The following is a 23,201-nucleotide window of genomic DNA, read 5'->3' as shown; positions in this document are numbered from 1 at the left end:
GCTTTTATTATAATCTGATAAGTACAGGTATTCTGTTATACCTCTGCCGCATGCGTCTTTCTACCTTCAGCCTCTCAACCGTACTGGCGTTAACCCTTGCTACCGCCGCTCAAGCCCAGCAGCCCGGCCAGACCCTCAATGACTTCTATCATCAGCAGCCCTTTCTAAGTACGTTGGGCTTTGGCCCGGGCGTACAGTTCCGCGCCGATACCGTGCGTGCAGAAACCGGACCAGGCGCCGTAGTGAAAAAGTATTTTCCCTCGGGCCAGCTATACGAGCAGTTCGTGTATGCCAACCTGAAGAAAGGTATCATGAACGGCCAGCATACCCGCTGGTATGAGAATGGGCAGGTGCAGCTTAATGAACACTATTCCGCCGACGAGCTGAACGGAGAGCTTACTACGTATTACCCGACTGGGAGCTTAAAGCGACGCAGTACGTATACGTCGGGCAAGCAGTTAACCTCCAGTAGTTTGACGCCCGATGGAGCCGCTCTGCCCGCTCCTGAGTTGCTGGTGTTTCCAGAGTACCCTGGCGGACTTATGGCTTTGTTGACTACTATTCAGCATCGCACGAACTACCCCCGGCCACTTATTCGGCAAGGGGTAGCAGGCAAAGTGCAGGTGGAGTTTAAAGTGGATACGCAAGGGCGCGTGCAACTGGCCCATGTGCGGAAAAGTCTCCACCCTGACCTCGACGCAGAAGCTTTGCGCGTGGTCAATAGCCTGCACGGCTGGACGCCAGGCCGCCTAGACGGCGAGCTGGCTGATGTCTGGTTTACGCTGCCCGTCACGTTTGCCATTCGCTAAGGGGGATTATAGTGAAAATAGCATTTTATAAGTTCAGAGCTTCCCGAGGGGGGTACCCGGTAGGCAGCCAGTTATACTCGATGTGGATGAAGTGCCTTTTTGCGCTGGCACTACTGACACTATCTGGAACGGTGGCCGCTCAGCAGCCTACCAAGACCTTCTACCTCGACTACGCGTTCCAAGAAATCTTCGTCAATAACGACGTGGCCTACATCGTGGATCGGTACGCAACGGCCCCCGTGAACTGGACCGATAGTGTCTTTACCGTCGCCGGCGGCGACTTACGCCAGGTCGTCCAAACCAGTCGTCAATCGCAGGGTGATACTCTTGTGCGCACAACCCAGTGGCAGGCTAACGGCCGCTTGCAGTGGCAGGAAGAAAAGCGAGGAAAGCACCTGCACGGCCCCCAACTCTATTACAATGAAGCGGGGCAGCTCCGCCACCGGCATCTGTACGTTGCCGGCGCCCTCAGAAGCACCGAGTGCGTGCCGGTCGCTGGTACCTCCCGGACATGTCAGGAGGTGGAAATCACGCTGCCGCAGTACCCGGGTGGGCAGGAGGGAATATTGCGCTACATAGCGGAGCGCCTCCACTATCCTGCTGATGCCCTGTCCGGGCGTAAGCAGGGAAAAGTGCTGGTATACTTCGTGATTGACGAAACCGGGCAAGTGCGTAATGTACACGTCAAGGACTCGATATTTCCTAGTTTAAGCGCGGAAAGCATTCGGGTAGTAAAGGGCTTGCCCCGCTTTGGGCCCGGCCGCAAAGCCGGCCTGCCCGTACCGGTTCGCTGTGCCGTTCCTGTCACGTTCAACATAAATTAATAAACTCACCTTACCCATCTTTATGCGCTTTTCTACCCTCTTACTTACGGCCGGTCTACTCGTTGGCCTGCCTACCCTCACGCGCGCCCAGACCTTTACGGACCCGGGCGCCTACAACAACTTTATTGTGAGCGAGCAGCGGGCCATGCTCAAGAAAAACTTGCGCTACATCAGCAAATCAGCCCACTCCGACAATGAGAAAAAGGTGGACGCCAAGCGCCAGGACCTAATTAAGCAGACGGAACTGTCGTTAAATAAGATTGGCCGCCTGCCCGCTTTTCAGGACGACAAAGGCTTCAAGGACCAAACTACGGACGCCATTCTGGCCCTGCTCAAAATCTACTCCGAAGACTACAAGGCCGTAGATATGCTGGCTGCTACCCGCACGGCCACCGTGGAGAATATGGAGCAGTACTTCCGGCTGCAGGAAATTGCCGAAGCCAAGCTGCAGGTAGTCAACGACTCGGTGGATGCGGCCCAGCACCGCTTTGCCCAGCGCCACGGCATGACTCTGTCGGAAGATCCGGAGGGCAAGCGCCTGGCCGAGTATATGCGGCAGGTGTCGGAGGTGAACAGCTACCAGCATAAAGTGTATTTGGCTCAGTTTCGGATTGAAAAGGCCACGGCCCGCCTCACGGATGCCCTGAGTGCCCAAGATCCGGCCGCTTTCGAGGTGGCGCGCCTGCAGCTAATGGAAGATTCGAAAACGGCTACTACGGAACTGGCGACCATTACCCCCTTCCGCGGCAAAGACGCCCGCTACCGCGACGCGGCCCGCAACCTAGTGAAGTTCTACGGTTCATTTGCCGCCACCCAGGCCGCCCAGATGAAACCGCTGATGGAGCGCAAAAACCAGCTGACCAAGGCCGAGGCCGACCAGATGAACGCCCACATCAACCTGTATAACACGCAAAACCAGAAGCTGGCGGCTGCTTACAACCAAGCCGGCAACGCCTTCCAGGCTACCTACATCCCGGTATTTAACGATTAGTTTGTGACTTGGCGCTCTTGGTAAACGTATCATTGCGCGCAGGAGCAAGAAATCTAAGTTACTCATCAGAGGCTAACTTAGATTCCTTGCTCCCGCGCCGAATGACAACTTCATGGCTCCGCCGGAATAGTGCTTACTTTGCAAAAAAAACAAGCGCAATCAGCCTAATCAGCGCGAATTAGCGGTTCTATGGACGAAAGCATCAAAGCCAAATACCAGCCCGTCATTGGTTTGGAAGTACACGCCCAGCTGCTCACCCGCAGCAAAATGTACTCCTCCGACGAAAACGAGTACGGCGCCCTGCCCAATAACAACCTGAGTGTCATTACCCTAGGCCACCCCGGCACGCTGCCGCGCGTGAATTACACGGCCGTGGAGTACGCCATGAAAATGGGGTTGGCCACCAACTGCCACATCCGGCGCGACAACCTGTTTGCTCGCAAAAACTACTTCTACCCCGACCTACCCAAGGGCTACCAGATTACCCAAGACAAAACCCCGATTTGCACCGGCGGCCACGTAGAAATCCGCCTTTCCGACGGCTCCACCAAGAAAATCGGCATTACCCGCATCCATATGGAGGAGGACGCGGGTAAATCCATGCACTTGGCCGGGGAGGTAGAAACCCTGGTGGATTTGAACCGCGCCGGCGTACCCCTGATTGAAATCGTGTCGGAGCCCGACATACGGACCGCCGAGGAAGCCTACGCCTACCTCTCGGAAATCAAGAAGCTGGTGCAGTACCTGGACATCTGCGACGGCAACATGGAGGAAGGCTCCCTGCGGTGCGACGCCAACATTTCGGTGATGCTGCGCGGGGCCGACCAGTTCGGGACCAAGGTGGAGGTGAAAAACATGAACTCCTTCCGCAACGTGCAGCGGGCCATTGAGTACGAAATTGAGCGGCAGATTGCCTTGGTGGAAACCGGCGAGGAAATCGACAGCGAAACCCGCGGTTTCGATGCCGCTTCGGGCACTACTAACGGGCAACGCAGCAAGGAAACCATGAACGACTACCGGTACTTCCCGGAGCCCGATCTGCCCCGGTAATTATCGATGATGAGTGGCTGCACCGCGTGCAGGCGGCCCTGCCAGCCCTGCCCCAGCAGCTGTACGCCCGCTTTACCGGCGAGCTGGGCCTTTCCGATTACGATGCCAACGTACTGACCGCCGAGAAGGAGGTAGCCCTGTACTTCGACGAGCTAACCCGCCTGACCAGCAACGCCAAGGCCGCCGCCAACTGGGTGACTGGTCCGGTGAAAGCCTACCTCAATGAGCGGGCGCTTACCCTGGCTCAGTTCCCGCTCACGTCCCAGCACCTGGCCGACATCATCGGGCTCATCGATGAAAACAAGGTCGGGCACTCAGTGGCCAGCAAGCAGCTGTTTCCCTACCTGCTCGAGAACCCCGCGCAAACCGCCGCCGCCGCCGCGGAAGCCCAGGGCCTGCTCCAGCAGTCCGATGCCGGAGCCCTGGAAACCATGATTCAGCAGGTGCTGGACGCCAATCCGGCCAAGGTTGCCGAGTACCGGGCCGGCAAAAAGTCGTTGACTGGCATGTTTATGGGCGAGCTAATGAAGCTGACCGGCGGCAAAGCGGACCCCAAGCTAGCCAACCAGCTGCTGCGCCAGAAGCTAGAGGCGTAAACGACATTACCAAGACAAAAACCACTGGCCCGGCAGCCGGTGGTTTTTTGTTTCAACGCAGTCCGGTCCGACAAATCACCTGCCTTCTGATAGCTTTCCTATGCTGTTGCGTTACGCCATAAGTGGACTGACCACGCTGCTATTGCTGGCCGGTTGTCAGCGGCCGGCTACCTCCATTACGAGTGCCCCGACTACGGCCGTTGCCCCGGACATCAACCTACCCCGACTTGATGGCAGCAAACTGGCCCTGAGCAGCCTGCGCGGCAAGTATGTGCTGGTCGACTTCTGGGCCTCCTGGTGCGGCCCCTGCCGCCAGGAAAGTCCCAACCTGCGCAAAATCTACGCCCAGTTCCACGGCCGCGGCCTGGAAATATACAGCGTATCGCTGGACGTGAACCAGGCGCGGTGGCACCAAGCCATTGCCGCCGACGCCTTAACCTGGCACCACGTCTCGGATTTGCGGGGCTGGCAAAGCGTGGCGGCCCGGGCCTACGGGGTGCGCTCCATTCCGTACTCGGTACTGCTTGACCCTGAGGGCTGGGTGCTGGCGCGCAACCTGCGGGGGCGGGCCCTAGGGCAGAAAATAGCCCAGTACTTGCCCCTGGATTAAGCTAGGGCCGCAAGTCTGGCCGGAGCCCGGAACCAAAGCGGCACCCGTGCGTGTAGGAAGGCGGGCAAGCACGGCCGCAATTCCGGGCAAAATCGGCAACTTGCGGCCCGTTTCTACGTCCATTGCCACACGGTGCTACCACCGGTCTGTTTCCCGAAAGATGTCCAAGATGAAAAGCCTGCTTTACCTGGGTGCCCTGCTAGGCATGACCAACGCCTGCAATAAAAACACACCGCCCACGGCCAGCGCCACCAGCCCCGATGCCAGCGGCTACCAACTTAGCGGCCAGCTGCAAAACGCCCCGGCGGGCACGAAAGTGTACTTGGCGGAGTTAGGCGAAACGCAGTTTGTGTCGCGGGATACGGCTACGGTGGACGAGAAAGGTCAGTTTCGCTTTACCGGGTCCCTGACCGAGGCGGGTATTTACCAAGTCAAGCTCAATGAGCAGAACCAAGCTTTGCTCGCCCTGGAAAACGGCCGGCCAGTAACGCTGACCGGCGACGCCCAGCAATTGGGCCAAAGCTACACGGTGAAAGGCTCCCCCGACTCGGAAATGCTCCAGCAGATTAGCCGCAGCATGCAGGCCTCGCGCCAGCAGATGCAACGCCTGGAACAGCGCTACACCCAAGCTGCCCAGCAGGGTCGCACCGACTCGCTGGCGGTATTGCAGCAGCGCGCCATGACCTTGCAAACGCAGGGCTCGGCCGATTTAGGCCGTTTGGTGCGCCGCAACCCGAATTCGGTAGTGTCAGCCTTCGTGGTAACCAGCGTCCTTAACCCCGACGATAATTTCGCCTTGGCCGATTCAGTAGCCAACGTGCTCAAGAAAAACCGGCCCGACTCCCGCTACACCAAGGCCCTGGTAGCCCGGCTGGAGCCCCTGCGCACGACGGCCGTGGGCGTGCAGGCGCCCGAAATCAGCCTACCCAGCCCCGATGGCAACGCCGTAACCCTGAGCAGCTTGCGCGGCAAGTACGTGCTGATCGACTTCTGGGCTTCCTGGTGCGGCCCCTGCCGCCAGGAAAACCCGAATGTGGTAAGGGCTTACAACAAATTCAAAGGCAAGGGCTTCGAAATTTACAGCGTGTCCTTCGACCAGGATCGGGGCAAGTGGCTCAAGGCCATTCAGAATGACAAGCTGACCTGGACGCACGTGTCGGATTTGAAAGGTTGGGAAAGCGCCGCCGGCCAGACCTACGGCATCAAGTCCATTCCGCAGTCCTACCTGCTCGACCCGCAGGGCCGCATCATCGCCAAAAACCTCCGCGGTGATGCCCTGGACGCTACCCTAGCTTCGGTGCTGAAATAGGGTCTTGGATGCATACATTAAAAAGCCTCGCCATGTATTGGCGAGGCTTTTTTGTAACCAGGCATCAGCCAGAACATACATTTTAAGACCCTAACTACGCCATAAACATGCGTTGCACGGCCTGCCAGAGCTGTTTTTTGCGGCCGGCATCGTATTCCAGCATGCTGATTTCACTGGCGCCTAGAAAAGCCGTGTCGCCAAACAGCAGCACGGGCTCGTAGGGTTGGGTAGTGTACACGGCTACGTCGAGCAGGTTTTTGCCGAAAGCCAGAAACTGCTTGGCCGCTAGGTGCTGGCGCAGGCTGCACAACGCCACCGGGTAGCTAGGATGCTCCACGTTCACCAACACCACGTCCTCCACAATCAGGCGCAGCGCTTTGAGCAGGTTGTTCAGAAACACGTTACGCGGCACCTTGCGGAATTCTTCCGGGGAGAGGCGCACCAGTACCACCAAGCCGTTGGCGTTGCTGCCCAGGGTAGAAAACGGAATGTGCGCCACCGGCGACTGGGTAGGCGTGGGTTGCACGCGGCCAGCGGGGCAGCCGTTGCGGCCGGCAATTGCGCCAGGGTCAAGGTAGTTGGCTGGCGGCCAGCCTCGGCGGCGGCAGGCTTGGGAGCCACTACCGGCGCCGGAGCTGGCGTGGGTGGTAGTGGGGGCGTAATCGGCGTAGGTGGTACTGTCGGGTTAGCTGGGGTAGCAGCCCTGCTGGTGGGCACCGGCGCAGTAAGCGTTGCCAAGGATGGTAGCTTGGCTGGGCTAGCTGGCCCGAGTACGGGCGCCGCTACCGGAGCGGCCGTTACGGCTGCTGGCACTGCTGGTGCTGCTACTGCTACGGGAGCCGGCACGGGCCTGTCAGCAGCAACGGAACCTGGGGCCGCATCGCTGGCATCGGCCGCAGAACCTGCGATGCTAGCTGCCGCGGGTAGTGCTGCGCTGGGGCTAGGCTCCGTTACCACGTAGAGCGGAGCATCTGTGTAGAAGTTCTGGAAGAAAGCGAGGGTAGCGGCAGTGTCCATCGGCAGACGAAAAAGGAAGGCGGGCAACGGGAGGCCTGCTCAGGGCTAAGATTCTGGTGCGCGGCCTGAGTGGCAGGTCTACTGCAGGTCAAAAAGGGCTTTCAACTCTGTCGCCTCGTGTGGGCTCATGCGCCCTCCGAGTACCAGCCGGAGCTGACGGCGGCGCAGGGCCCCATCGTAGAGCGCAATTTCCTCGCTTGTTTCAGCTACTGCCTCCGGCACGTCAATCGGCCGGCCCGACTGGTCTACTGCCACAAAAGTGAAAAAGGCTTCGTTGGACTTAATTTTGGTGCCGCTGGGAATGTCCTCAGCCCACACGTTAATGTGCACTTCCATGCTGGAGCTGAAGGAACGGGTCACCTGGGCCTCCAGGGTTACCACGTTGCCCAGCTTGATACTTTCCCGGAAGGAAACGTTGTCGACAGAAGCCGTTACGACGATGCGGTTAGAGTGACGCTGGGCCGAAATAGCGGCGGCAACGTCCATCAGGTGCATCATGCGGCCCCCATCAGGTTGTGAAGCGTGTTGGTATCGTTAGGAAGCACAAGTTCGGTCATCCGAACGAACGAGTCTTTGACGGGCTTTTGTTTGCGCAGCATGCAGAAGAAACTTCAGAAATAAACTGCCGCAAAGATACACGCCCTGCTTAATGCCGGCACCTCGGAGGGGCAGCTTTCCTGCTTCGGTAAGGGGTAGCACACGGGAAGAGGAGCCGCATAACCTCCGGCCTGCTTGTAGGCGCTTACTTGCCCCACCCAGCCTGCCCAGCAAAGGCACAAATCGGAACTCCTCCAGTACCTGCCGGGAAAACTCTTCCTCACTTTCGCGCACCACACGCATCATGCGCTGGGTTTGCTCGTCGCCGACGGGAATGACCAGGGCCCCGCCCACACGCAGCTGCCGCAGCAGGGGGCGCGGCAAGGTAGGCGAGCCGGCCGTCACCAGAATTTTATCGAAGGGGGCGTGCTGAGGTAAGCCCAGGGAACCGTCGCCGCAGAACAGGTGGGCCGGCCGGTGCAAAGCAGCCAGGCGACGGGCCGTGCGCTCAAACAGCACCTGGTTGTACTCAATGCTGAACACGTGCGGAGTCAGCTCCAGCAGCACGCAGCACTGGTAGCCCGAGCCCGTCCCGATTTCCAGCACCCGCTCGCCGGGCCGCACCTGCAGCAGCTCCGTCTGGTAGGCTACCGTGTAGGGCTGGGAAATCGTCTGGCCCTCGCCAATGGGAAAGGCCTTATCCTGGTAGGCGTGGGGCTCGAAGGCCGTTTCGAAAAACAAGTGGCGCGGCACCGTGCCCAGGGCCAGCAGCACCTGCTCGTCGCGGATACCTTTGCGGCGCAGTTCCTCCACCAGAGCGCGGCGCATTCCACGGTGGCGGTAGGTATCAGCGGGCATAGGAGCAGAACAAAAACGAACCGGAAGGCGGGAGCAGGAGAGACTGGCGGGGGTGGAGTTGCCGGGCTACCCGCGCAGATTGCGGGTAATTCCTACCTTTGCGCGCCTCCGGAAAACTGGGCAGCCCGGGCTGGCTGCGTGGTAGTGGAACGCGAAATTACGGCTTTAGACCCATAAAATTACCCCGTTTGCCGGTTCGCCCGGTTAGTTTCCGTACTCTTGATTCGTACTCTCCAAAAACTGAAGCTGATAGCCGCCGACTTTGGGGCCGCCCTGCTGGCGTGGATGTGCTTTTTCCTGCTGCGCAAGTACCTGCTTCAGGAAATCAGCGTCGACTACCGCTTCGCCGCCGATGCGCCCTTCCTGGCGGGCTCGGCCCTGATGATAGCTGCTTTCTGGACCGGGCTGTACGCGCTGATGGGGGAGTACAACGATATTTTTCGCAAGTCCCGCCTGGCCGAGCTGATCCGGTTGGGGCAGGTGTCGGTGCTGGGAGCCATCCTGATTTTCTTCGTGCTGCTGCTCGACGACCAGGGCGTGCAGAACTACCGCAGCTACTACAAAACCATTTCGGCCTACTTCCTGCTGCACTTTACCCTGACGGCCGTGCTGCGCCTGTGGGCCATCAGCAGCGTGCAGCGCTTGGTGCGCGGGGGCGTTATTACGTTTAACACCCTGCTGGTGGGTTCGGGCGCCCTGGCCCGCGACACGTTTCATGAGCTGCAGCGCACGGGCCGGCACCTGGGCCTGCGGCTGGTCGGCTTCACGCCCCTGGGTGAGGTAGTAGACCCCACACTGGCCGCGGAGCTCACGGCCTATAACTCGTACCGCCGTCTGCCCGCTCTGGTCCGGACTCTGCAGGTAGAGCAGGTTATTATTGCCATTGAGCCCTCGGAGCACCGCGTGATTGAGGAGATTCTGACCTTGCTGGAGGGCCTGCCCACCCGCATCAGCATCCTGCCCGACCTCTACCAGATGCTGCTGGGCTCAGTGAAAGTCAGCCACGTGTTCGGCACCCCGCTCATCGAAATCAAGCAGGATTTGCTGCCGCCCTGGCAGCGCGTGGTCAAGCGCCTGCTCGATGTGGTAATGTCGGTGTTGTTTCTGCTGCTGGCCTGGCCGGGTTACGCCTTCACGGCCGTGATGGTGAAGTTGTCCTCGCCGGGGCCGGTATTTTACTCCCAGGAGCGCATAGGTCGGCATGGGCAGCCGTTTCGCATCTATAAATTCCGCTCCATGTACGTGGATGCCGAGAAAGCCGGCCCGGCCCTGAGCTCCGACCACGACCCGCGCATCACGCCCTGGGGACGCTTTATGCGCAAGATGCGGGTAGATGAGCTGCCTCAGTTTTGGAACGTTATCCGGGGCGACATGAGCATTGTGGGGCCCCGTCCGGAGCGGCAGTTTTTCATTGACCAGATTATGCAGGTAGCGCCCCACTACCGCCATTTGCACCGGGTGCGGCCCGGCCTTACCAGCTTGGGACAAGTAAAATATGGCTACGCCGAAACGGTAGCGCAAATGGTAGAGCGGCTGAAATTTGACATTCTCTACATCGAGAACATGAGCCTAGCCATGGATTTCCGCGTCCTGCTCTACACCCTCAAAATCATCATTGAAGGACGAGGGAAATAAGTAATAAATAATAATGAAGAATGAGGAATGAAGAATTAGGCTAAAGGTTGTTGATGCTCCATCATCTCGCTGATTCTTCATTCCTCATTCTTAATTCTTCATTCCAGTCATATGTTCACCGGCATCATCGAAACCCTGGGCACCATCCAGGCTGTGCGGCGCGAAGGCACTAATATTCATTTCACCGTGGCCTCGGGCTTTGCTGGCGAGCTGAAAATCGATCAGAGCGTGGCCCACGACGGCGTCTGCCTGACGGTGGTAGCCGTGGACGGCATGGCAGGCACCCACGTGGTAACGGCCATTGATGAAACCCTGCAGAAAACCAACCTCAGCCAGTGGGCGCCCGGCAAGCGCGTCAACCTGGAGCGCTGCCTCCCGGCCAATGGTCGCTTCGACGGCCACATTGTACAGGGCCACGTGGACCTTACAGCCGAGTGCGAAAGGGTAGAAGACCAAAATGGCTCCTGGCTGTTCCGGTTCCGGCATGAGCCAGGTCCGGGCCGCGTAACCGTCGAGAAGGGCTCCATTTGCATCAACGGTACCAGCCTAACCTGCTTTAACAGCACCGACGACGGCTTTAGCGTGGCCATCATTCCCTACACCTACGAGCACACCACCTTCCAGGACCTGCGCCCCGGTCACCGGGTAAACCTGGAGTTTGATATTGTGGGCAAGTACGTGGCCAAATTGCTGGGCAAATAAGAGAACCGCGGGCCGTAGGCTACGTACCTGAAAAGGTACTATCCGCTGAAAACCATGTCGAAACGCGAGTTAATCGAGCCCACCCCGGGCGATAAGCGCTACGTGCGCCGTAACGAGAAAGGCGAGTTCACCAGCACCGTTGATTTGAACCGCTCCCTGTCCCAGGACGATCGGCACAACTCCAAAGTGACCAGCAAGCCCGGCCAGGGCGACCAAGGCGACGGCCACACGGGCAACCGCAAGCCTGCTGGCAAAAAGTAGTAGTTGAGGTAATAATACAAAGGCGTCTGTACCAGCCGGTACAGACGCCTTTGTGCTGAATTAATATACCCGCACCCGGTCGGCGGGGTGGGCCGCTGGCCACCAGCGCGGAGCCAGGTGTTGGTAGGCACGGGCGCAGGCCCAGGCAGTAAGGGAGCCCAGCAGGGCCCCCGCGGCCACATCGGAGGGGTAGTGGGCACCCAGGTACATGCGGCTGTAGCTCACGATGGCGGCCCAAAGCACCAGCATCACCTTAACGGCCCGGTAGCGAGTAGGCAGCAACAGGCCCAGAAAAACGGCCAGGGCAAAGGCGTTGGCCGCGTGCGAAGAAAGGAAGCCAAACTGTCCTCCGCAGCCGTTCACCAGGTTCAGCGTGGCCGAAAGAGCCGAGTCGTGGCAGGGCCGCAGGCGGGCAAAATAGGGCTTGAACAGGCGGCTGGAAATTAGGTCGGCCAGGGCCACACTCAAACCCAACAGGGGCAGTAGCAACAAGGCGCGGCGCTGGTAGAGGTAGCTCAGCACCACTAGCAGCACGAAGTAGGCCGGAAACCACACTAGTCGCTCCGAGAAGAAAATCATCCACGCATCCAGCTTGGGCGTGTGGTGGGAGTTGGCACCTAGTAGCAGCCAACGGTCCAGGGCTTGCAGGCGTTCGATCAAGCGGCAGGGGGCGGCTGAGGTAGCCAGTCAACGCCTTGGCGCAGCCACTGTTGGGTAGCGGCCTCGGGCGAGCCGGGCTCGGGTTGGAGGTTGTAGTGCCACTCACATTGGGGCGGCAAGCTCATCAGGATGCTTTCGGTGCGGCCCCCGGTTTCCAGCCCAAAGCGCGTGCCCCGGTCAATGGCCAGGTTAAACTCGGCGTAGCGGCCCCGGCGCACCAGCTGCCACTGCTTCTGCTGCTCGGTGAAGGGTAGTGCCGCGTTGCGGCGCAGCAGCTCCACGTAGGTGCGACCGTACACTTCGCCCACAGCCCGCACGAAGGCAAACAGGGCCTCGGCCTCCGCTTCCTTACCCACAACAAGCCGGTCGAAGAAAATGCCCCGATACCGCGGGTTTCCTGGCGATGCGGGATAAAGAAGTATTCATCGGCCCACTGCTTGAAGCGGGGGTAATAGGTGGGGTGGTGCTGGGCACAGACCGCAGCAATTTGCTGGTGAAACCAACGGGCCTGCTCCTCATCCACGTAAATCGGGGTCAAATCCAGCCCACCGCCAAACCAGGCTTCGCCAGTGGCCGACTCGAAGTAGCGCACGTTCATGTGCGAAATGGGCACTCGGGGCTGCGCGGGTGCTGCACTACTGAAACGCCGGTGGCAAAGTAGCTGGGGTCGGGCATGAGCAGCACGCGGGCGGCCTGCTCGCTCATGGTGCCCTCCACGGCCGAAAAATTCACCCCGCCTTTCTCAATGATGTGGCCCCCGGTGAGCACCCGGGAGCGGCCGCCCCCGCCGCTGTGATGCTGCCAGGCATCTTCCCGGAACCGGCCCAGGCCATCGGCGGCTTCGAGTTGGTGGCAAAGCCAGTCCTGAAACTGACGCATCCACTGCTCCACCGTGTCGCGGAAGCGCGGCTGGGACGTGGGGTAGGAAAGGCTAATGGGGAGCTGTGCATGCTTAGGAAACTGGCGCGGACCATTACGGCCAACCAACCTAAAATAGGAGGTAGGACCGTTGCAATTTTTAGGCCGCAAAGGTAGGAGTTATGCCGCGTTTGGAAAGCTCGCGTTTTAGAAGGATACTGGGAATGAGAGAAGACAAGCTATCCTCTCAGCCTAGGTTGATGCTTCGAAAAGCAATATATGTCTACATCAAATTCAGCCCGCAGCAAATGCAGCAGGTCGCGGTGGCGACTTTCCAAATGGACGCTGGGAATACTTTCTCCATTGCGGAAATAAATATTCACTGCGCATTTAATTTCACAGGTATATCGGTGGCAGAGTGCAATGAAAGCTTCTTGCCGGGCTGTTACTATTGCTAGTAACGTATCCATCTGTTCTTCAAAGTCAGGCAATGGTTTTTGGTCCGTGTAGGCGTGGACTAGCCATCGATTTATAGGAGACTTGATAGCGCTTGAACCTGTTTTTTCTCCTTTTCGATAAAACTTGCTCGGTTGTATACCCAAAATAGCGCTAAGTTCTTCAAGTGAAATATCATCGAAGTCACGAATCTCCAAGCTTACTTCTACATGATTATTTCTCACATGCATCAAAGGGAACACAGTTGATAGAACAACGTGTAATAGTGCAGCAAAACGGCCCTTACTCCTCACTCAGCGGCTTGCGCAGCAACAGCAGATCCAGCTGCTGGCGCGGAATGCCAAAACGGGTATCGGTGGGGAAAGCCGCGGTTTCGCCGGTGCGCCGGAAGCCGTGGCGCTCGTACCAGGCCAGCAGCTCGTCGCGCACGGAAATCACCGAAATCAGGATACTGGTGCAGCCCAGTTGCCGGGCGTGGCTCTCGGCGGCCCTGAGCAAGAATTTGCCTAGGCCACGGGCTTGCTGGGCCGGCTCCACGGAGAGCATACCCAGGTAGAGGTCGGGCATTTGGGCCTTCAGGTATACGCTGCCCAGCAATTGGCCTTCGGGCTGCGGGCCAGCAGAAAGGTAGCGCCCGGCGCCTGCAGCAGCTCCCGCACATCCTCGGCGTCGGTGCGCTGCCCATCCAGCAAGTGGGCCTCCGTGGTCCAGCCCTGGTGGGAGGCGTCACCGCGGTAGGCGCGGTTCACCAGCAGGAGCAGGTCGGGCAGATCGGTTTCCGTAGCGGCCGAGAGGGTAAGAGAAGCAAGCATGCAGCGAAGGTAGAAGGCCAAGAGGGAAAATGCCTGCGCCCACGTGGTGAAACCCCGCCGGGAATTCTTCCTGCCACTTATTCATTGCGTAATTTCGCCGGTAAACCCACCCCCATCCATGTTCTCGCAACCCGCCCCGACCCTGGAATCCGACTTCACGACTGCCCGCCCGGGCCGCGACACCCTGCGCCGGGCCTACCGCCTGATGCGCACGGCCGATGAGCTGGCCCGCCTCTACGAAGAAAACAAGGCCATTACGGCCCGCTACGTGCACGCCACGGCCCGCGGCCACGAGGCCATTCAGCTGGCCGCCGCCTTCCACCTCACGCCCCACGACTACGCCGCGCCCTACTACCGCGACGACGCCTTGCTGTTGGGCCTGGGCCTGGAGCCTTACGAGCTGATGCTCCAGCTCATGGCCAAGCGCGACGACCCTTTCTCGGGTGGCCGCACCTACTATAGTCACCCCTCCCTGCGCCGGGCGGGCGTGGCTACCATCCCGCACCAAAGCTCTGCCACCGGCATGCAGGCCATTCCGGCTACCGGTATGGCGCACGGCATCAAGTACTTGGAAGGGCAGGGGCTGCCGCCAGTGGGCTCAGGCTCGGCCGTGGCTACCCCCGCTATGCCGCCCGTGGTGCTATGTTCCATCGGCGACGGGCCATGACGGAGGGCGAGGTAGCCGAGGCCCTGCAAATGGCCGTGCTGCACCAGTTACCCATTATCTATCTGGTGCAGGACAACGACTGGGGCATTTCGGCCACTAGCCGGGAAATGCGCGCCATGGATGCCTACGAATTTGCCGCCGGCTTTAAAGGGCTGCACCGCTTGCAGTTCGATGGGGCCGATTTTCTGGCTAGCTACGCCGGTATGCAGCAGGCCACTGACTACGTGCGCCAGCGGCGCGGGCCGGTGCTGGTGCACGCCAAGTGCCCGCTACTGGGCCACCACACCAGCGGCGTGCGTCGGGAGTGGTACCGCGGCGACAACCTCGCCCAGCATACCCTCCAGGATCCGCTGCCCCGCTTTCATCAGCAACTCCTGGAACTGGGTTTCGAGGAAGCCGACTTGCAGGAGCTGGGGGCCGAAGCCCGCGCTACCGTGCAGGCCGACTACGAGCGGGCCTTGGCCGCACCCAATCCCGACCCGGCTACCTTCGCCGACCACGAGTTTGCTCCGCCGGCCGTGACAAAGGAAACCGGGCAGCGCAGTCCCGCCGGCGCCGACAAAGCCCTGATGGTGGATGCGGCCCTGCACGCGGTAGATGACATTCTGCGCGAATTTCCGGAGGCCTTGTTCTATGGCCAAGATGTGGGCGGCGAGCTGGGCGGCGTGTTCCGGGAGGCGGCCCTGCTGGCCAAAAAGTACGGCGACGCCCGCGTGTTTAACACGCCCATTCAGGAGGCCTACATTGTGGGTAGCACCGCCGGCATGAGCGCCGTGGGGGCCAAAGCCATTGTCGAAATTCAGTTTGCCGACTACATCTGGCCCGGCCTGAACCAGCTGGTGGAGGAATTAAGCAAATCCTGCTACCTCTCCAACGGCAAGTTTCCGGTGCAAAGCCTGATTCGGGTGCCGGTGGGCGCCTACGGTGGGGGGGGCCCTACCACTCGGGCTCCGTAGAAAGCACCCTGCTCACCATCCGGGGCATTAAGGTGGTATACCCCAGCAACGCCGCCGACATGAAGGGCCTGCTGCGCGCCGCCTTCCTCGACCCCAACCCCGTGGTGCTGCTGGAGCACAAAGGCCTGTACTGGAGCAAAGTTCCTGGCACCGAAGACGCCAAAACCGTGGAGCCCGAAGCGGGCTACGTCATTCCCCTGGGCAAAGCCGCCGTGGCCCAGGAAGCAGACGCCACCAAGCTGCGCCAGGGCGAAACCTGCGTGGTCATTACCTACGGCATGGGCGTGCACTGGGCCAAAACGGCCAGCAAGCAGTTCCCGGGCCAAGTTGAAATCCTGGACCTGCGCACCCTCAACCCTCTGGATTGGGAGGCCGTGCAGGCCGCCGTGCGCCGCCACGGCAAAGCCCTGGTGCTCACTGAGGAGCCCTTGCTGAACTCCTTTGCCGAGAGCCTGGCCGGCCGCATTCAGCGCCACTGCTTCCAGCAGCTCGATGCCCCCGTGTTCACCCTCGGTGCCGCCAACCTGCCCGCCATTGCCCTCAACGTGGAGCTGGAAAAGCAAATGCTGCCCAACCCCGACAAAGTAGCCGCCACTCTAGGTGAGCTACTAGGGTATTAGGTAAAATGGTAAACTAGTGAGTTAAAAAGCCCGTCATCCTGCGCAACGCGCAGGATGACGGGCTTTTTATGTGGGTGCTCAGTTTTTAACTCACTTAGTCACTCCTTTACCCATTCACGATTAGAAGGGGTAGCCGATGCCAAGGTTAAAGGCGGTTTGGTCCTCCGCCAAGCTGAACTTGCGGATGGCCCACTTGCTGCCGGGCGCGGTCGGGTCGTACACTTTCGTAGCCACGTCCAGACGTAAGATTAGGAAGGTAAAATCAAAGCGGAAGCCGATGCCAGAACCCACCGCAAACTGCCGGTAGAAGTTGTTGAAACGAAAAGTGGATTGCTGCTGACGTTTACGCTGCTCTTCTTGTTGTGCCGGCGTCTGGTTCGGGTTAATAGGCTGGCTGCGCAGGGTCCAAACGTTGCCAAAGTCCGTAAACACCGCCCCTTTAATAAAGCTGTAGAGAGGAAAGCGAAACTCTACGTTGCCCTCCAGCAGCAGCTCGCCCGGTTGCTCTAGATTATAGTCTCGTACGGGCCGCCCGTTGACTTTCAGAAGCGAATCTGGCTGTGCAGGATCGTATTTGTATTGCGTAGCGGAGCCCGGACCCAGGCGGCGCGGTTTCCAGGCCCGCACGCTGGAGCTACCGCCCGCAAACAGGTACTTGTCGTAGGGAATCAGGTAAGCAGTTTCATCGCCTACCGTCGCCCCAGTTTCGTCTCTAGTTACGATGCGGGTGGAGGTGAGGGCCGTAGCGGCGCCCGCCGCCAGCCGGTACACAAAGTAGGAGTTGGGGCCCAGCTTATAATAGCGGCGGTAATCAGCCGTGAACTTGGCGAAGTCGTAGGTTTTCAGCCGGTTGGCCTTGGGGTTATCCTGGTTATTAATCAGCGGCTCCTTTTGGTAGAGGCTGCGCGTGAGGCCGCCTAGCTCCCCGAACAGGCGTAGGTAATATCCGTCGCGAGTTTGGTTGAAATCGTTGGAATTATAAAGGGAGGTAGCGTTGAAGCTGGGAATAAACAGGTTATCGAAGCTGCGGTACAACGGGGAGCCCTGCTGAATCAGCAGGTTCTGCAGAATGGTAGCAAACTGCTCGTTCACATCAGCGGTGCGGATGATGCTCACGTCCACGGGCGTCAGCACAAACTGGTGAAACGCGGAGCGCTGCCAGATGTAGTCAAAGGTGCCCTCGGCGTTGGTGCGGGTGTATTCCGGGCGGTATACGTACGTGTAGGTGGCGTTGAAACGGGTGCGCGGGTTGTACTGGCTGAGGAAGCGGTTGGCCCGCCACGGCACCAGAAACTGCGGCAGCACCAGGTTCACGTTGGCTCCCAGCTGGGTAGTGAGCACGCTCTGCCGGTCGGTTACGTCCTCAATTGGGCCGGTTAGGCTATACTGGCCTTCGAAGCCCGCCCGCAGGCCAAACTCCAGAATTTCGGCTCCACCGAACACGTTGCGCACCTTGAGGCGCACGTTGCCAAAAGGCCCAATCCGCTCGGCCACGGAGGTAGCCCCGAACTCGGAGGTTTCCTGAAATTTCTTGGCCGGCGAGGCATTGACGGTGGCATCGAGCAGGCCCCGGGCCGAGTCAGCTGGGGCCTCCGGACCGCGCACCCGCCGGTAGGTTACGGTGCTGAAGCGGAACATATCCAGGCCCGAGAGCTGGCGCTGGGTCAGCTGGGTGTTGCTCAGGCTGTAGGCGTCGCCGGGGCGCACGGCCAGTTTCAGGTCCAGGGCCTTGGTGCTGAACTTGTGCTGGTAGGCCAGGTAGTACACCGAGTCGCGAATGATGGTATCGCGCTGCTGGCCGAAGCGCACCAGGCCCGCATCGGCTATAAAGTTTACCCGCCGCACCGTGTACAGGCGGTGCTGCTCCCCACGGGTAGGTTTGGCTACCATTGTGCGCAGACGCACGGTGGTGGGGGCAAAGCTGGTATCGGCCTCCAGGGTAATATACTGGGAGCGGAAATCGTAGAAGCCCTGGTTTTTTAGCAGGTTTTCTAACCGGCTGCGCTCAGCCCCGATTTGCTCCTCATCGTACTGGTCACCCACCCGCAGCAGGCTCTGGGGCTGACTCAGCAGCACGCGCCGGGAAATGGCCGTGTCGGCAATGTCGTAATCGAGTTGGGAGTAACGAAACGCCGGCCCCTCCTGAATGCGGTAAGTCACCGTCACGCGCTGGGAGTCAGCGTGGAAGGGGGAGCGGAGAGTAAAAATGCGCAGGGGCGAGAACATCCGGGTCGGCACGGTATCCGTGGCCGAAACCGAGCTGCGGAAGAAGCCCTTGGACTTCAGAAAAATCCCGAGCTGGTCTACGGAAGTAGCCGTCAGCGACGAATCGTAGATAACCGGGGGCTCGCCCAGGCGCATCACGGCGTTGCCCTTGTCCAGGGCCAGCTGATGGCGGCGGGTGTGCCGCTCGCGCTTGGTGAGCAGCTTGCCTACTTCCGCCGAGTCGGTGCCGGCGGCCTTGATCAGCTGGTCGTAGTGGGTGCGGTCTTCCTGGAGCTTGCGCTGGATGCGCTCGGCGTTATAAAACGAGCGGCCTAGCTGGTAGATGGCTACCTTTGGCAGCGGAAACGTACTGTTGGGCTTCTGCTGCACCAAAGTTTGCAAGCGCTCGGCATCGGCCTTTTCCGTGCCTTCCACCTTCACGCGGCTCAGCAGGCGCTGGCCGGGCTTAAGCAGGCGCAGGGGCGAGCAGCCGCTCACCCCGCCCGCTACCAGCAAGCTGCTCAGCGCCAGACGAGTGAAGTTTTTTCCTGACCAGAGCCCCCACCTGGAGGGCCTACCGTTAATCTGCGAATATGATTTCAAAAGCAGTAGCGAAATACGTGCACGCGCTGCACCTGAAGAAGTACCGACTCCGGCACGGCGCCTTCCTGGTGGAAGGGGGCAAAAGCGTACGGGAGCTGCTAAGTTCCGGGATTCTAACGGAACGGCTCGTGGTTACGTCTGAATTCGCTGAGAAAATCCGGCCAGATATTCCGGCGGGCCTACCCGTCGATGTAGTGTCGGAGGAGGAGCTCACCCGCTTGGGCACACTCAGCACCAACAACACGGCCCTGGCCGTGGCCCAGCTACCCCAGGAAAAGCCCCTGCAACCCACCGCCGGACAGCTTTTTCTGGCCCTGGACGAAGTGCGCGACCCGGGCAACGTGGGCACCCTCATCCGGCTGGCCGACTGGTACGGGCTGGCCGGGGTCATCTGCTCCGAAACCTGCGCCGACCCCTGGGCACCTAAAACCGTGTCGGCCACCATGGGCTCGTTTACCCGCGTACCCGTCTGGCAGCGCGAGCTGCCTGCTTGGCTCAGCAGCCTACCCTCCGAGCTGCCCGTTTACGGCGCCGACCTGCACGGCGACAACGTGCACCGCCTGACCTTGCAGCCCACCGGCGTGCTGGTCATGGGTAGCGAAAGTCACGGCCTCACGCCCCCCGTAGAAGCCTGCCTGACCCAGCGCCTGCACATCCCTGGCCGCGGCCAGGCCGAAAGCCTCAACGTAGCCGTGTCCGCCGCCATCCTGCTCGATAATTTTTACCGGCATACGGTGAGTAAGTGAGTGAAGTGGTGTCATGGCGAGGGTACCGAAGCCATCCTTCCTGACCAAAATGCTTCCCCTAGAAATGTGAAAGCCCTTACTGTCCGTGCTGGCAGTAGGGGCTTTCACATTCTTAGAGGTTGAGCAAATGAGAGGAAGGATGGCTTCGTACCCTCACCATGACACCTCACTTATTCATCACCTCACTATTGCAGCAGCGATACGCCGAAGCTGAGGGTTTGGGCTTGGGGGCCGCGGTTATTCTTGAACGTTTCGTTGAGGTTGTACTTGGCGAAGAGGTCGAGGCCGCGGATGCCGATGGTGCCTTGCAAGCCATATTGGAAGTCGGCTAGGTTGTAGGAGCCGCGGTCCTTGTCCTTTTTGGTGTTGCCGTTGTCTTCGTACTTGATTTTGGTATGGGAACCCAGACGGTAGCCCACGAACCCGCCGGCCCCAATGCGGAAGGCGTCGCGGCCCTTTTTGTTCTTAAAGTCCAGCACGGCCACCAGCGGCAGATTGATGGTGGAAACGGCCAACTTGCTTTTCTGCAGTTCCCGGTCGGGGTTGGTGGCATCTAGGGCCACAACAGTGCGGTTGCCGGACTCTATAAACTGCAAGTTCTTGTCGAGCATGTAGTTGTTAAAAGCCAGCTCCGGACCGGTGAGCAGGTGCAGGGGCGAGCCTTTCTTACCCACGCGGATGTCGTAATGCCAATTCAGGCTCAGGTAGCGCGAGCCAATGGGGCGCAGGTCGAAATCCTGGCCGCCTACTGGGGTTTCGCGGTTTACCAGCGTGTTCAGACCCAGGTCAATGTTGAAGTTGCTGTGTACGGCGCGGTTGTTCCGCTCCTCCTGCCGGGCCTTGCGCTGGGCTTCCTTCACCGAATCTGGTGTGGAGCTGATGCGAACGGACACGCCTTCCTTATCATCAGGCTTGTCGTAAACCGTCACCCCAAAGGCGCGCCCCAGCACCACATCCACCCGGTCGGCCGACTTATTTTGATTGCCGGGCCCTTGGTTGCGTACCGTAATCCGGATTTGTTCGGGTACCTGCTTGCCGGGCTGCTCCTTAGCCGGGTAAAACTCCAGGGTTACCTGCTCCGATTTGGAGTTCTTGCCCGCCGCTTCGGCCTGGGTGATGTAGGCGTCAAGCAGCACAATCAGGGAGTCGAGCTTGTACTGGCGCATCTGCCGAAGCTGGGCCTTGTCCTTGACGTAGAGCGTCATGGTGGCTTGGTTGGGCAGCTTAACGAGGATGGTGTCGTCGTTGCCGGGGTGGCCTGCGGCCCGGGCGGTGCTGGCCGTAGTCAGCGTCAGCAGCAAGAAGGCGAGGAGAGCAAAAAATCGTTTCATAAGAAAAGGCGCGAAAAGCGGGAGAGTTAGAGTTGGATGGTCTTGGTAAGCGTGTGGCCGGCTACCCGGGCTTGCACCGTCACCGTTTCAGGCAGCCCAGCATCGGTTAGGCTGACCCGCTCGCCCTTCACGGCATTGCGGGCCTGCCGGAGCAGGGAAGTCAGGCGGGGGCGGTGGGTGGGCGCAGCGGCAACGGCTGAAGCAGGTGCCGCGGGCCGCACTTCTACTTCAATGGGGCCGGTAAGGGCCACTGTGGCCGCGGGTAAGGTAGTAGGCCGGTCCAGCTCCGGGTCGGGCGTTGGCTCAGGGAGCGTCGGGCGGCTCGGGGTGGGAGCCGGAGCATTAGCCAGGGCTAGCTGGCGCGCTGCGGCCGGGGTAGAAGCGCGGGGCCGGGCGGGCCGGCGGCTCGCAGCAGCGGGGTCTGGTTGTACACCCCGAGACCGGGCTTGCTGGGAGGGAGTTGCAGTGGCCACTACAACGGCTGGCTTATTGGCCGGGGCTTCTGAGGGGCTAGATGGGAAAACCAGGGGAGCGGTTGCCTGAGAGGAGGAATTATTTTCTGCTTGTTTAGAGGTAGCAGGTGCCGCCGGACGGGGCGTGGCAGCAGCCATCTGCGGGGTGCCGGGGCGACTGGGATTACTGCCCGTCAGTACCCACCAGGCCCCGCCCAGCAGGGTAAGCAGGGCCACGGCCGCGGCGGCCAGCCACAACACGGGGCGCTTGCGGCGGGGCTGCATCTCGGCCTCAATTTCGGCCCAGACAAAAGCGGGTGGGGTAGGAGCGTGATCCGCAAGCCGGTCGCGGAACAGCTTATCAATATCTTCCGACTGCATACAATTCTTTCGGTGAGGAGGTGGAGGCGGCCGGTTGGGCTTGCGCGTTGGCTACCGCGAGGCGGCGCTGGAGCATGGCCCGGGCCTTACTGAGCTGCGATTTACTGGTGCCCTCCGAAATACCGAGCAGCTCGCCGATTTCGGGGTGAGTGTAGCCCTCCAGGGCGTACAAGTTGAAAACCGTGCGGTAGCCGGCGGGCAGCTCGGCTAGCAGGGCCAGCATATCGTCGGCGTTGAGGCGACTTTCCGCTTCGGCGGGGGTAGTCGGCGTGTCGTAGGTCAGGTCGTCGATGGCTAGGTGCAGGGGCTCTTTGCGCCGCAACATCCCGAGGGCCTCATTCACGACGATGCGCCGAATCCAGCCTTCAAACGACCCCTCGTGCCGGTACTGATCCAGGGCCCGGAACACCTTGGTAAACCCCACAATCAGGGCCTCCTCGGCATCTTCGCGCCGCCGCAGGTAGCGCAGGCACACGCCCAGCATCAGTCCCGCAAACCGCTCATAGAGCTGCTTTTGGGCCCGACTGCTACCTTGGCGGCAGGCGGCAATGAGGTCGGCGTCAGTCACGGAAGGAGGCGTAAAGTTCAGATCAGAGCGAGGCGTTTGAGGGCTAGATGGAGACGGGAAGGTAGGGGTTGCCTGGGTAAGCAAGAATTTTTTATGGGGAAGATGGAGAGGATTCTTAGCGAGAAGCTATAACACCCTCAACCGTCTTTCCCGCAGTGCTACCGCCTGAAACAGAACAAGCCCCTACCTCCGGGCTGGAAGTAAGGGCTCGTGGATGTAGGGTATAAAGCAGGAGACTAAATGGTCATTATGCCACCCAGAACGCGCCTAATAATTGCCTACGCTCAGCATCACCAAGGTGCAGGCTTCTTCCGTGCGGATACCGCGCTGCTGGGCCAGCTCTTCCAGCTCCGGGTTTTCAGTGCCGGGGTTGAAAATGATGCGTTTGGGGTTGAGGTCCAGGATATAGTCGTACCAGCCGGGCTGGTTTTGCGGGCCTACGTAAAGCGTCACCGTGTCCACGTCGGTAGCAGCGGGGCGGTCAGTCTGAATGTTGAGGCCGGCTACCTGGCCCTTACGAATCCCCACGGGTACTACCTCGTGCCCATGGTTTTTAAGTTGGTGAACGGCGCGATAAGCGTAGCGGGAGGGGTTATCCGTAGCCCCAAGAACGAGGGTCTTTTTCATAAGCAGTACGCCATCAGCTAGTGGCTGTTAGCTAGCGTGTGAAGTGAAAACAATACAATA

23 protein-coding genes and 4 pseudogenes are annotated in these 23,201 nt (G+C 60.0%); 14 read left to right on the top strand and 13 right to left on the bottom strand.

The features are described 5' to 3' along the window. The first annotated feature begins 50 nt into the window (after window positions 1-50). The 6 genes and pseudogenes from MUN84_RS00895 (at window position 51) to MUN84_RS00870 (ending at window position 6,189) form a co-directional block, all read left to right on the top strand. Window positions 51-809, top strand: coding sequence for an energy transducer TonB (locus MUN84_RS00895; RefSeq protein ID WP_244696239.1), 759 nt, complete (start codon window positions 51-53; stop codon window positions 807-809). Between the two features lie 86 nt (window positions 810-895). Further along, window positions 896-1,633 carry an energy transducer TonB gene (locus MUN84_RS00890; RefSeq protein ID WP_244696238.1) on the top strand — a complete coding sequence of 246 codons (738 nt, stop codon included), beginning with the start codon at window positions 896-898 and terminating at the stop codon, window positions 1,631-1,633. A 22-nt stretch (window positions 1,634-1,655) separates the two neighbouring features. Next, window positions 1,656-2,624, top strand: a complete 969-nt coding sequence (locus MUN84_RS00885; protein ID WP_244696237.1) for a hypothetical protein — start codon at window positions 1,656-1,658, stop codon at window positions 2,622-2,624. 189 nt (window positions 2,625-2,813) lie between these two features. Next, a pseudogene (gene gatB, locus MUN84_RS00880) lies at window positions 2,814-4,270 on the top strand (Asp-tRNA(Asn)/Glu-tRNA(Gln) amidotransferase subunit GatB). Window positions 4,271-4,370: 100 nt separating this feature from the next. Continuing rightward, complete coding sequence (locus MUN84_RS00875; RefSeq protein WP_244696236.1) at window positions 4,371-4,880, top strand: peroxiredoxin family protein; 510 nt, start codon at window positions 4,371-4,373, stop codon at window positions 4,878-4,880. A gap of 160 nt (window positions 4,881-5,040) precedes the next feature. Continuing rightward, entirely contained in the window at window positions 5,041-6,189 is a 1,149-nt protein-coding gene (locus MUN84_RS00870; protein ID WP_244696235.1) for a TlpA disulfide reductase family protein, read from the top strand. Window positions 6,190-6,283: 94 nt separating this feature from the next. On the opposite strand, the gene MUN84_RS00865 is transcribed toward MUN84_RS00870, so the two are convergent. Beyond that, window positions 6,284-6,715: a hypothetical protein gene (locus MUN84_RS00865; protein ID WP_244696234.1), complete on the bottom strand. Its 432-nt coding sequence runs from the start codon at window positions 6,713-6,715 to the stop codon at window positions 6,284-6,286. Between the two features lie 84 nt (window positions 6,716-6,799). On the opposite strand from MUN84_RS00865, the gene MUN84_RS00860 reads away from it, so the two are divergent. After that, window positions 6,800-7,150 carry a hypothetical protein gene (locus MUN84_RS00860; protein ID WP_244696233.1) on the top strand — a complete coding sequence of 117 codons (351 nt, stop codon included), beginning with the start codon at window positions 6,800-6,802 and terminating at the stop codon, window positions 7,148-7,150. Window positions 7,151-7,284: 134 nt separating this feature from the next. On the opposite strand, the pseudogene MUN84_RS00855 reads toward MUN84_RS00860, so the two are convergent. Then, a pseudogene (locus MUN84_RS00855) lies at window positions 7,285-7,805 on the bottom strand (acyl-CoA thioesterase). Continuing rightward, complete coding sequence (locus MUN84_RS00850) at window positions 7,741-8,571, bottom strand: protein-L-isoaspartate(D-aspartate) O-methyltransferase (protein WP_410780064.1); 831 nt, start codon at window positions 8,569-8,571, stop codon at window positions 7,741-7,743. The pseudogene MUN84_RS00855 and the gene MUN84_RS00850 overlap by 65 nt, the downstream one beginning before the upstream one ends. 249 nt (window positions 8,572-8,820) lie before the next feature. Between MUN84_RS00850 and MUN84_RS00845 the strand changes: the two genes are divergently transcribed. From MUN84_RS00845 to MUN84_RS00835, 3 genes are all read left to right on the top strand, one after another. Further along, on the top strand, window positions 8,821-10,236 hold the full coding sequence (locus MUN84_RS00845) for a sugar transferase (protein ID WP_244696232.1): 1,416 nt from the start codon (window positions 8,821-8,823) through the stop codon (window positions 10,234-10,236). A gap of 111 nt (window positions 10,237-10,347) precedes the next feature. Further along, complete coding sequence (locus MUN84_RS00840) at window positions 10,348-10,938, top strand: riboflavin synthase (RefSeq protein ID WP_244696231.1); 591 nt, start codon at window positions 10,348-10,350, stop codon at window positions 10,936-10,938. A gap of 54 nt (window positions 10,939-10,992) precedes the next feature. Further along, window positions 10,993-11,199, top strand: a complete 207-nt coding sequence (locus MUN84_RS00835; RefSeq protein WP_244696230.1) for a hypothetical protein — start codon at window positions 10,993-10,995, stop codon at window positions 11,197-11,199. 60 nt (window positions 11,200-11,259) lie between these two features. Here the strand turns inward: MUN84_RS00835 and MUN84_RS00830 are convergent, their stop codons facing one another. The 5 genes and pseudogenes from MUN84_RS00830 to MUN84_RS23365 all read right to left on the bottom strand — a co-directional run bounded on the left by MUN84_RS00830 (window position 11,260) and on the right by MUN84_RS23365 (window position 13,985). Further along, window positions 11,260-11,859 (bottom strand): phosphatase PAP2 family protein, encoded by a 600-nt coding sequence (locus tag MUN84_RS00830; protein ID WP_244696229.1) that lies wholly within the window; start codon window positions 11,857-11,859, stop codon window positions 11,260-11,262. After that, window positions 11,856-12,738: pseudogene (gene hemF, locus MUN84_RS00825) on the bottom strand (oxygen-dependent coproporphyrinogen oxidase). The gene MUN84_RS00830 and the pseudogene hemF overlap by 4 nt, the downstream one beginning before the upstream one ends. A gap of 218 nt (window positions 12,739-12,956) precedes the next feature. Continuing rightward, entirely contained in the window at window positions 12,957-13,397 is a 441-nt protein-coding gene (locus MUN84_RS00820; protein WP_244696228.1) for a DUF4279 domain-containing protein, read from the bottom strand. A gap of 58 nt (window positions 13,398-13,455) precedes the next feature. Continuing rightward, entirely contained in the window at window positions 13,456-13,740 is a 285-nt protein-coding gene (locus MUN84_RS23370) for a GNAT family N-acetyltransferase (protein WP_317239058.1), read from the bottom strand. A gap of 8 nt (window positions 13,741-13,748) precedes the next feature. Then, on the bottom strand, window positions 13,749-13,985 hold the full coding sequence (locus MUN84_RS23365; RefSeq protein ID WP_317239057.1) for a hypothetical protein: 237 nt from the start codon (window positions 13,983-13,985) through the stop codon (window positions 13,749-13,751). A 118-nt stretch (window positions 13,986-14,103) separates the two neighbouring features. Here MUN84_RS23365 and MUN84_RS22670 point away from each other — a divergent pair, with 118 nt between their 5' ends. The 3 genes and pseudogenes from MUN84_RS22670 (at window position 14,104) to MUN84_RS00800 (ending at window position 16,228) form a co-directional block, all read left to right on the top strand. Further along, a complete protein-coding gene (locus MUN84_RS22670) occupies window positions 14,104-14,652 on the top strand; it encodes a thiamine pyrophosphate-dependent enzyme (RefSeq protein WP_262920606.1) in 549 nt (182 codons plus the stop codon). After that, window positions 14,628-15,679 (top strand): annotated as a pseudogene (locus MUN84_RS22665) (thiamine pyrophosphate-dependent enzyme); the annotation flags it as partial. The gene MUN84_RS22670 and the pseudogene MUN84_RS22665, both read left to right, overlap by 25 nt. Further along, a complete protein-coding gene (locus tag MUN84_RS00800; protein ID WP_410780088.1) occupies window positions 15,668-16,228 on the top strand; it encodes a transketolase C-terminal domain-containing protein in 561 nt (186 codons plus the stop codon). The pseudogene MUN84_RS22665 and the gene MUN84_RS00800, both read left to right, overlap by 12 nt. Window positions 16,229-16,348: 120 nt before the next feature. Here MUN84_RS00800 and MUN84_RS00795 read toward each other — a convergent pair whose 3' ends face one another. Further along, window positions 16,349-19,036: a BamA/TamA family outer membrane protein gene (locus tag MUN84_RS00795; protein ID WP_244696227.1), complete on the bottom strand. Its 2,688-nt coding sequence runs from the start codon at window positions 19,034-19,036 to the stop codon at window positions 16,349-16,351. On the opposite strand from MUN84_RS00795, the gene MUN84_RS00790 reads away from it, so the two are divergent. Further along, complete coding sequence (locus MUN84_RS00790) at window positions 19,027-19,782, top strand: TrmH family RNA methyltransferase (protein WP_244696226.1); 756 nt, start codon at window positions 19,027-19,029, stop codon at window positions 19,780-19,782. The genes MUN84_RS00795 and MUN84_RS00790 overlap by 10 nt on opposite strands. Window positions 19,783-19,967: 185 nt before the next feature. On the opposite strand, the gene MUN84_RS00785 is transcribed toward MUN84_RS00790, so the two are convergent. The 4 genes from MUN84_RS00785 to MUN84_RS00770 all read right to left on the bottom strand — a co-directional run bounded on the left by MUN84_RS00785 (window position 19,968) and on the right by MUN84_RS00770 (window position 23,141). Next, window positions 19,968-21,113: an outer membrane beta-barrel protein gene (locus tag MUN84_RS00785; protein ID WP_244696225.1), complete on the bottom strand. Its 1,146-nt coding sequence runs from the start codon at window positions 21,111-21,113 to the stop codon at window positions 19,968-19,970. Window positions 21,114-21,139: 26 nt separating this feature from the next. Continuing rightward, window positions 21,140-21,946, bottom strand: coding sequence for a hypothetical protein (locus MUN84_RS00780; protein ID WP_244696224.1), 807 nt, complete (start codon window positions 21,944-21,946; stop codon window positions 21,140-21,142). Next, window positions 21,927-22,514, bottom strand: a complete 588-nt coding sequence (locus tag MUN84_RS00775) for an RNA polymerase sigma factor (protein WP_244696223.1) — start codon at window positions 22,512-22,514, stop codon at window positions 21,927-21,929. Before MUN84_RS00775 ends, MUN84_RS00780 begins: the two co-directional genes overlap by 20 nt. Before the next feature lie 267 nt (window positions 22,515-22,781). Beyond that, window positions 22,782-23,141 (bottom strand): CoA-binding protein, encoded by a 360-nt coding sequence (locus MUN84_RS00770; protein WP_244696222.1) that lies wholly within the window; start codon window positions 23,139-23,141, stop codon window positions 22,782-22,784. Between the last annotated feature and the right edge of the window lie 60 nt (window positions 23,142-23,201).

Source organism: Hymenobacter sp. 5516J-16 (assembly GCF_022919335.1).
Lineage (GTDB): Bacteria > Bacteroidota > Bacteroidia > Cytophagales > Hymenobacteraceae > Hymenobacter > Hymenobacter sublimis.
This window is presented reverse-complemented; position numbering and strand designations above follow the sequence as displayed.

What these genes read in the sequence shown, in the direction of transcription:
- MUN84_RS00895 (WP_244696239.1), top strand. Translation starts at nt 51, where the DNA reads ATGCGTCTTTCTACCTTCAGCCTCTCAACCGTACTGGCGTTAACCCTT.
- MUN84_RS00890 (WP_244696238.1), top strand. Translation starts at nt 896, where the DNA reads ATGAAGTGCCTTTTTGCGCTGGCACTACTGACACTATCTGGAACGGTG.
- MUN84_RS00885 (WP_244696237.1), top strand. Translation starts at nt 1,656, where the DNA reads ATGCGCTTTTCTACCCTCTTACTTACGGCCGGTCTACTCGTTGGCCTG.
- MUN84_RS00875 (WP_244696236.1), top strand. Translation starts at nt 4,371, where the DNA reads ATGCTGTTGCGTTACGCCATAAGTGGACTGACCACGCTGCTATTGCTG.
- MUN84_RS00870 (WP_244696235.1), top strand. Translation starts at nt 5,041, where the DNA reads ATGTCCAAGATGAAAAGCCTGCTTTACCTGGGTGCCCTGCTAGGCATG.
- MUN84_RS00850 (WP_410780064.1), bottom strand. Translation starts at nt 8,571, where the DNA reads ATGCGCCGCGCTCTGGTGGAGGAACTGCGCCGCAAAGGTATCCGCGAC.
- MUN84_RS00840 (WP_244696231.1), top strand. Translation starts at nt 10,348, where the DNA reads ATGTTCACCGGCATCATCGAAACCCTGGGCACCATCCAGGCTGTGCGG.
- MUN84_RS00835 (WP_244696230.1), top strand. Translation starts at nt 10,993, where the DNA reads ATGTCGAAACGCGAGTTAATCGAGCCCACCCCGGGCGATAAGCGCTAC.
- MUN84_RS23370 (WP_317239058.1), bottom strand. Translation starts at nt 13,740, where the DNA reads ATGCCCGACCTCTACCTGGGTATGCTCTCCGTGGAGCCGGCCCAGCAA.
- MUN84_RS23365 (WP_317239057.1), bottom strand. Translation starts at nt 13,985, where the DNA reads ATGCTTGCTTCTCTTACCCTCTCGGCCGCTACGGAAACCGATCTGCCC.
- MUN84_RS22670 (WP_262920606.1), top strand. Translation starts at nt 14,104, where the DNA reads ATGTTCTCGCAACCCGCCCCGACCCTGGAATCCGACTTCACGACTGCC.
- MUN84_RS00800 (WP_410780088.1), top strand. Translation starts at nt 15,668, where the DNA reads ATGAAGGGCCTGCTGCGCGCCGCCTTCCTCGACCCCAACCCCGTGGTG.
- MUN84_RS00790 (WP_244696226.1), top strand. Translation starts at nt 19,027, where the DNA reads ATGATTTCAAAAGCAGTAGCGAAATACGTGCACGCGCTGCACCTGAAG.
- MUN84_RS00785 (WP_244696225.1), bottom strand. Translation starts at nt 21,113, where the DNA reads ATGAAACGATTTTTTGCTCTCCTCGCCTTCTTGCTGCTGACGCTGACT.
- MUN84_RS00780 (WP_244696224.1), bottom strand. Translation starts at nt 21,946, where the DNA reads ATGCAGTCGGAAGATATTGATAAGCTGTTCCGCGACCGGCTTGCGGAT.
- MUN84_RS00770 (WP_244696222.1), bottom strand. Translation starts at nt 23,141, where the DNA reads ATGAAAAAGACCCTCGTTCTTGGGGCTACGGATAACCCCTCCCGCTAC.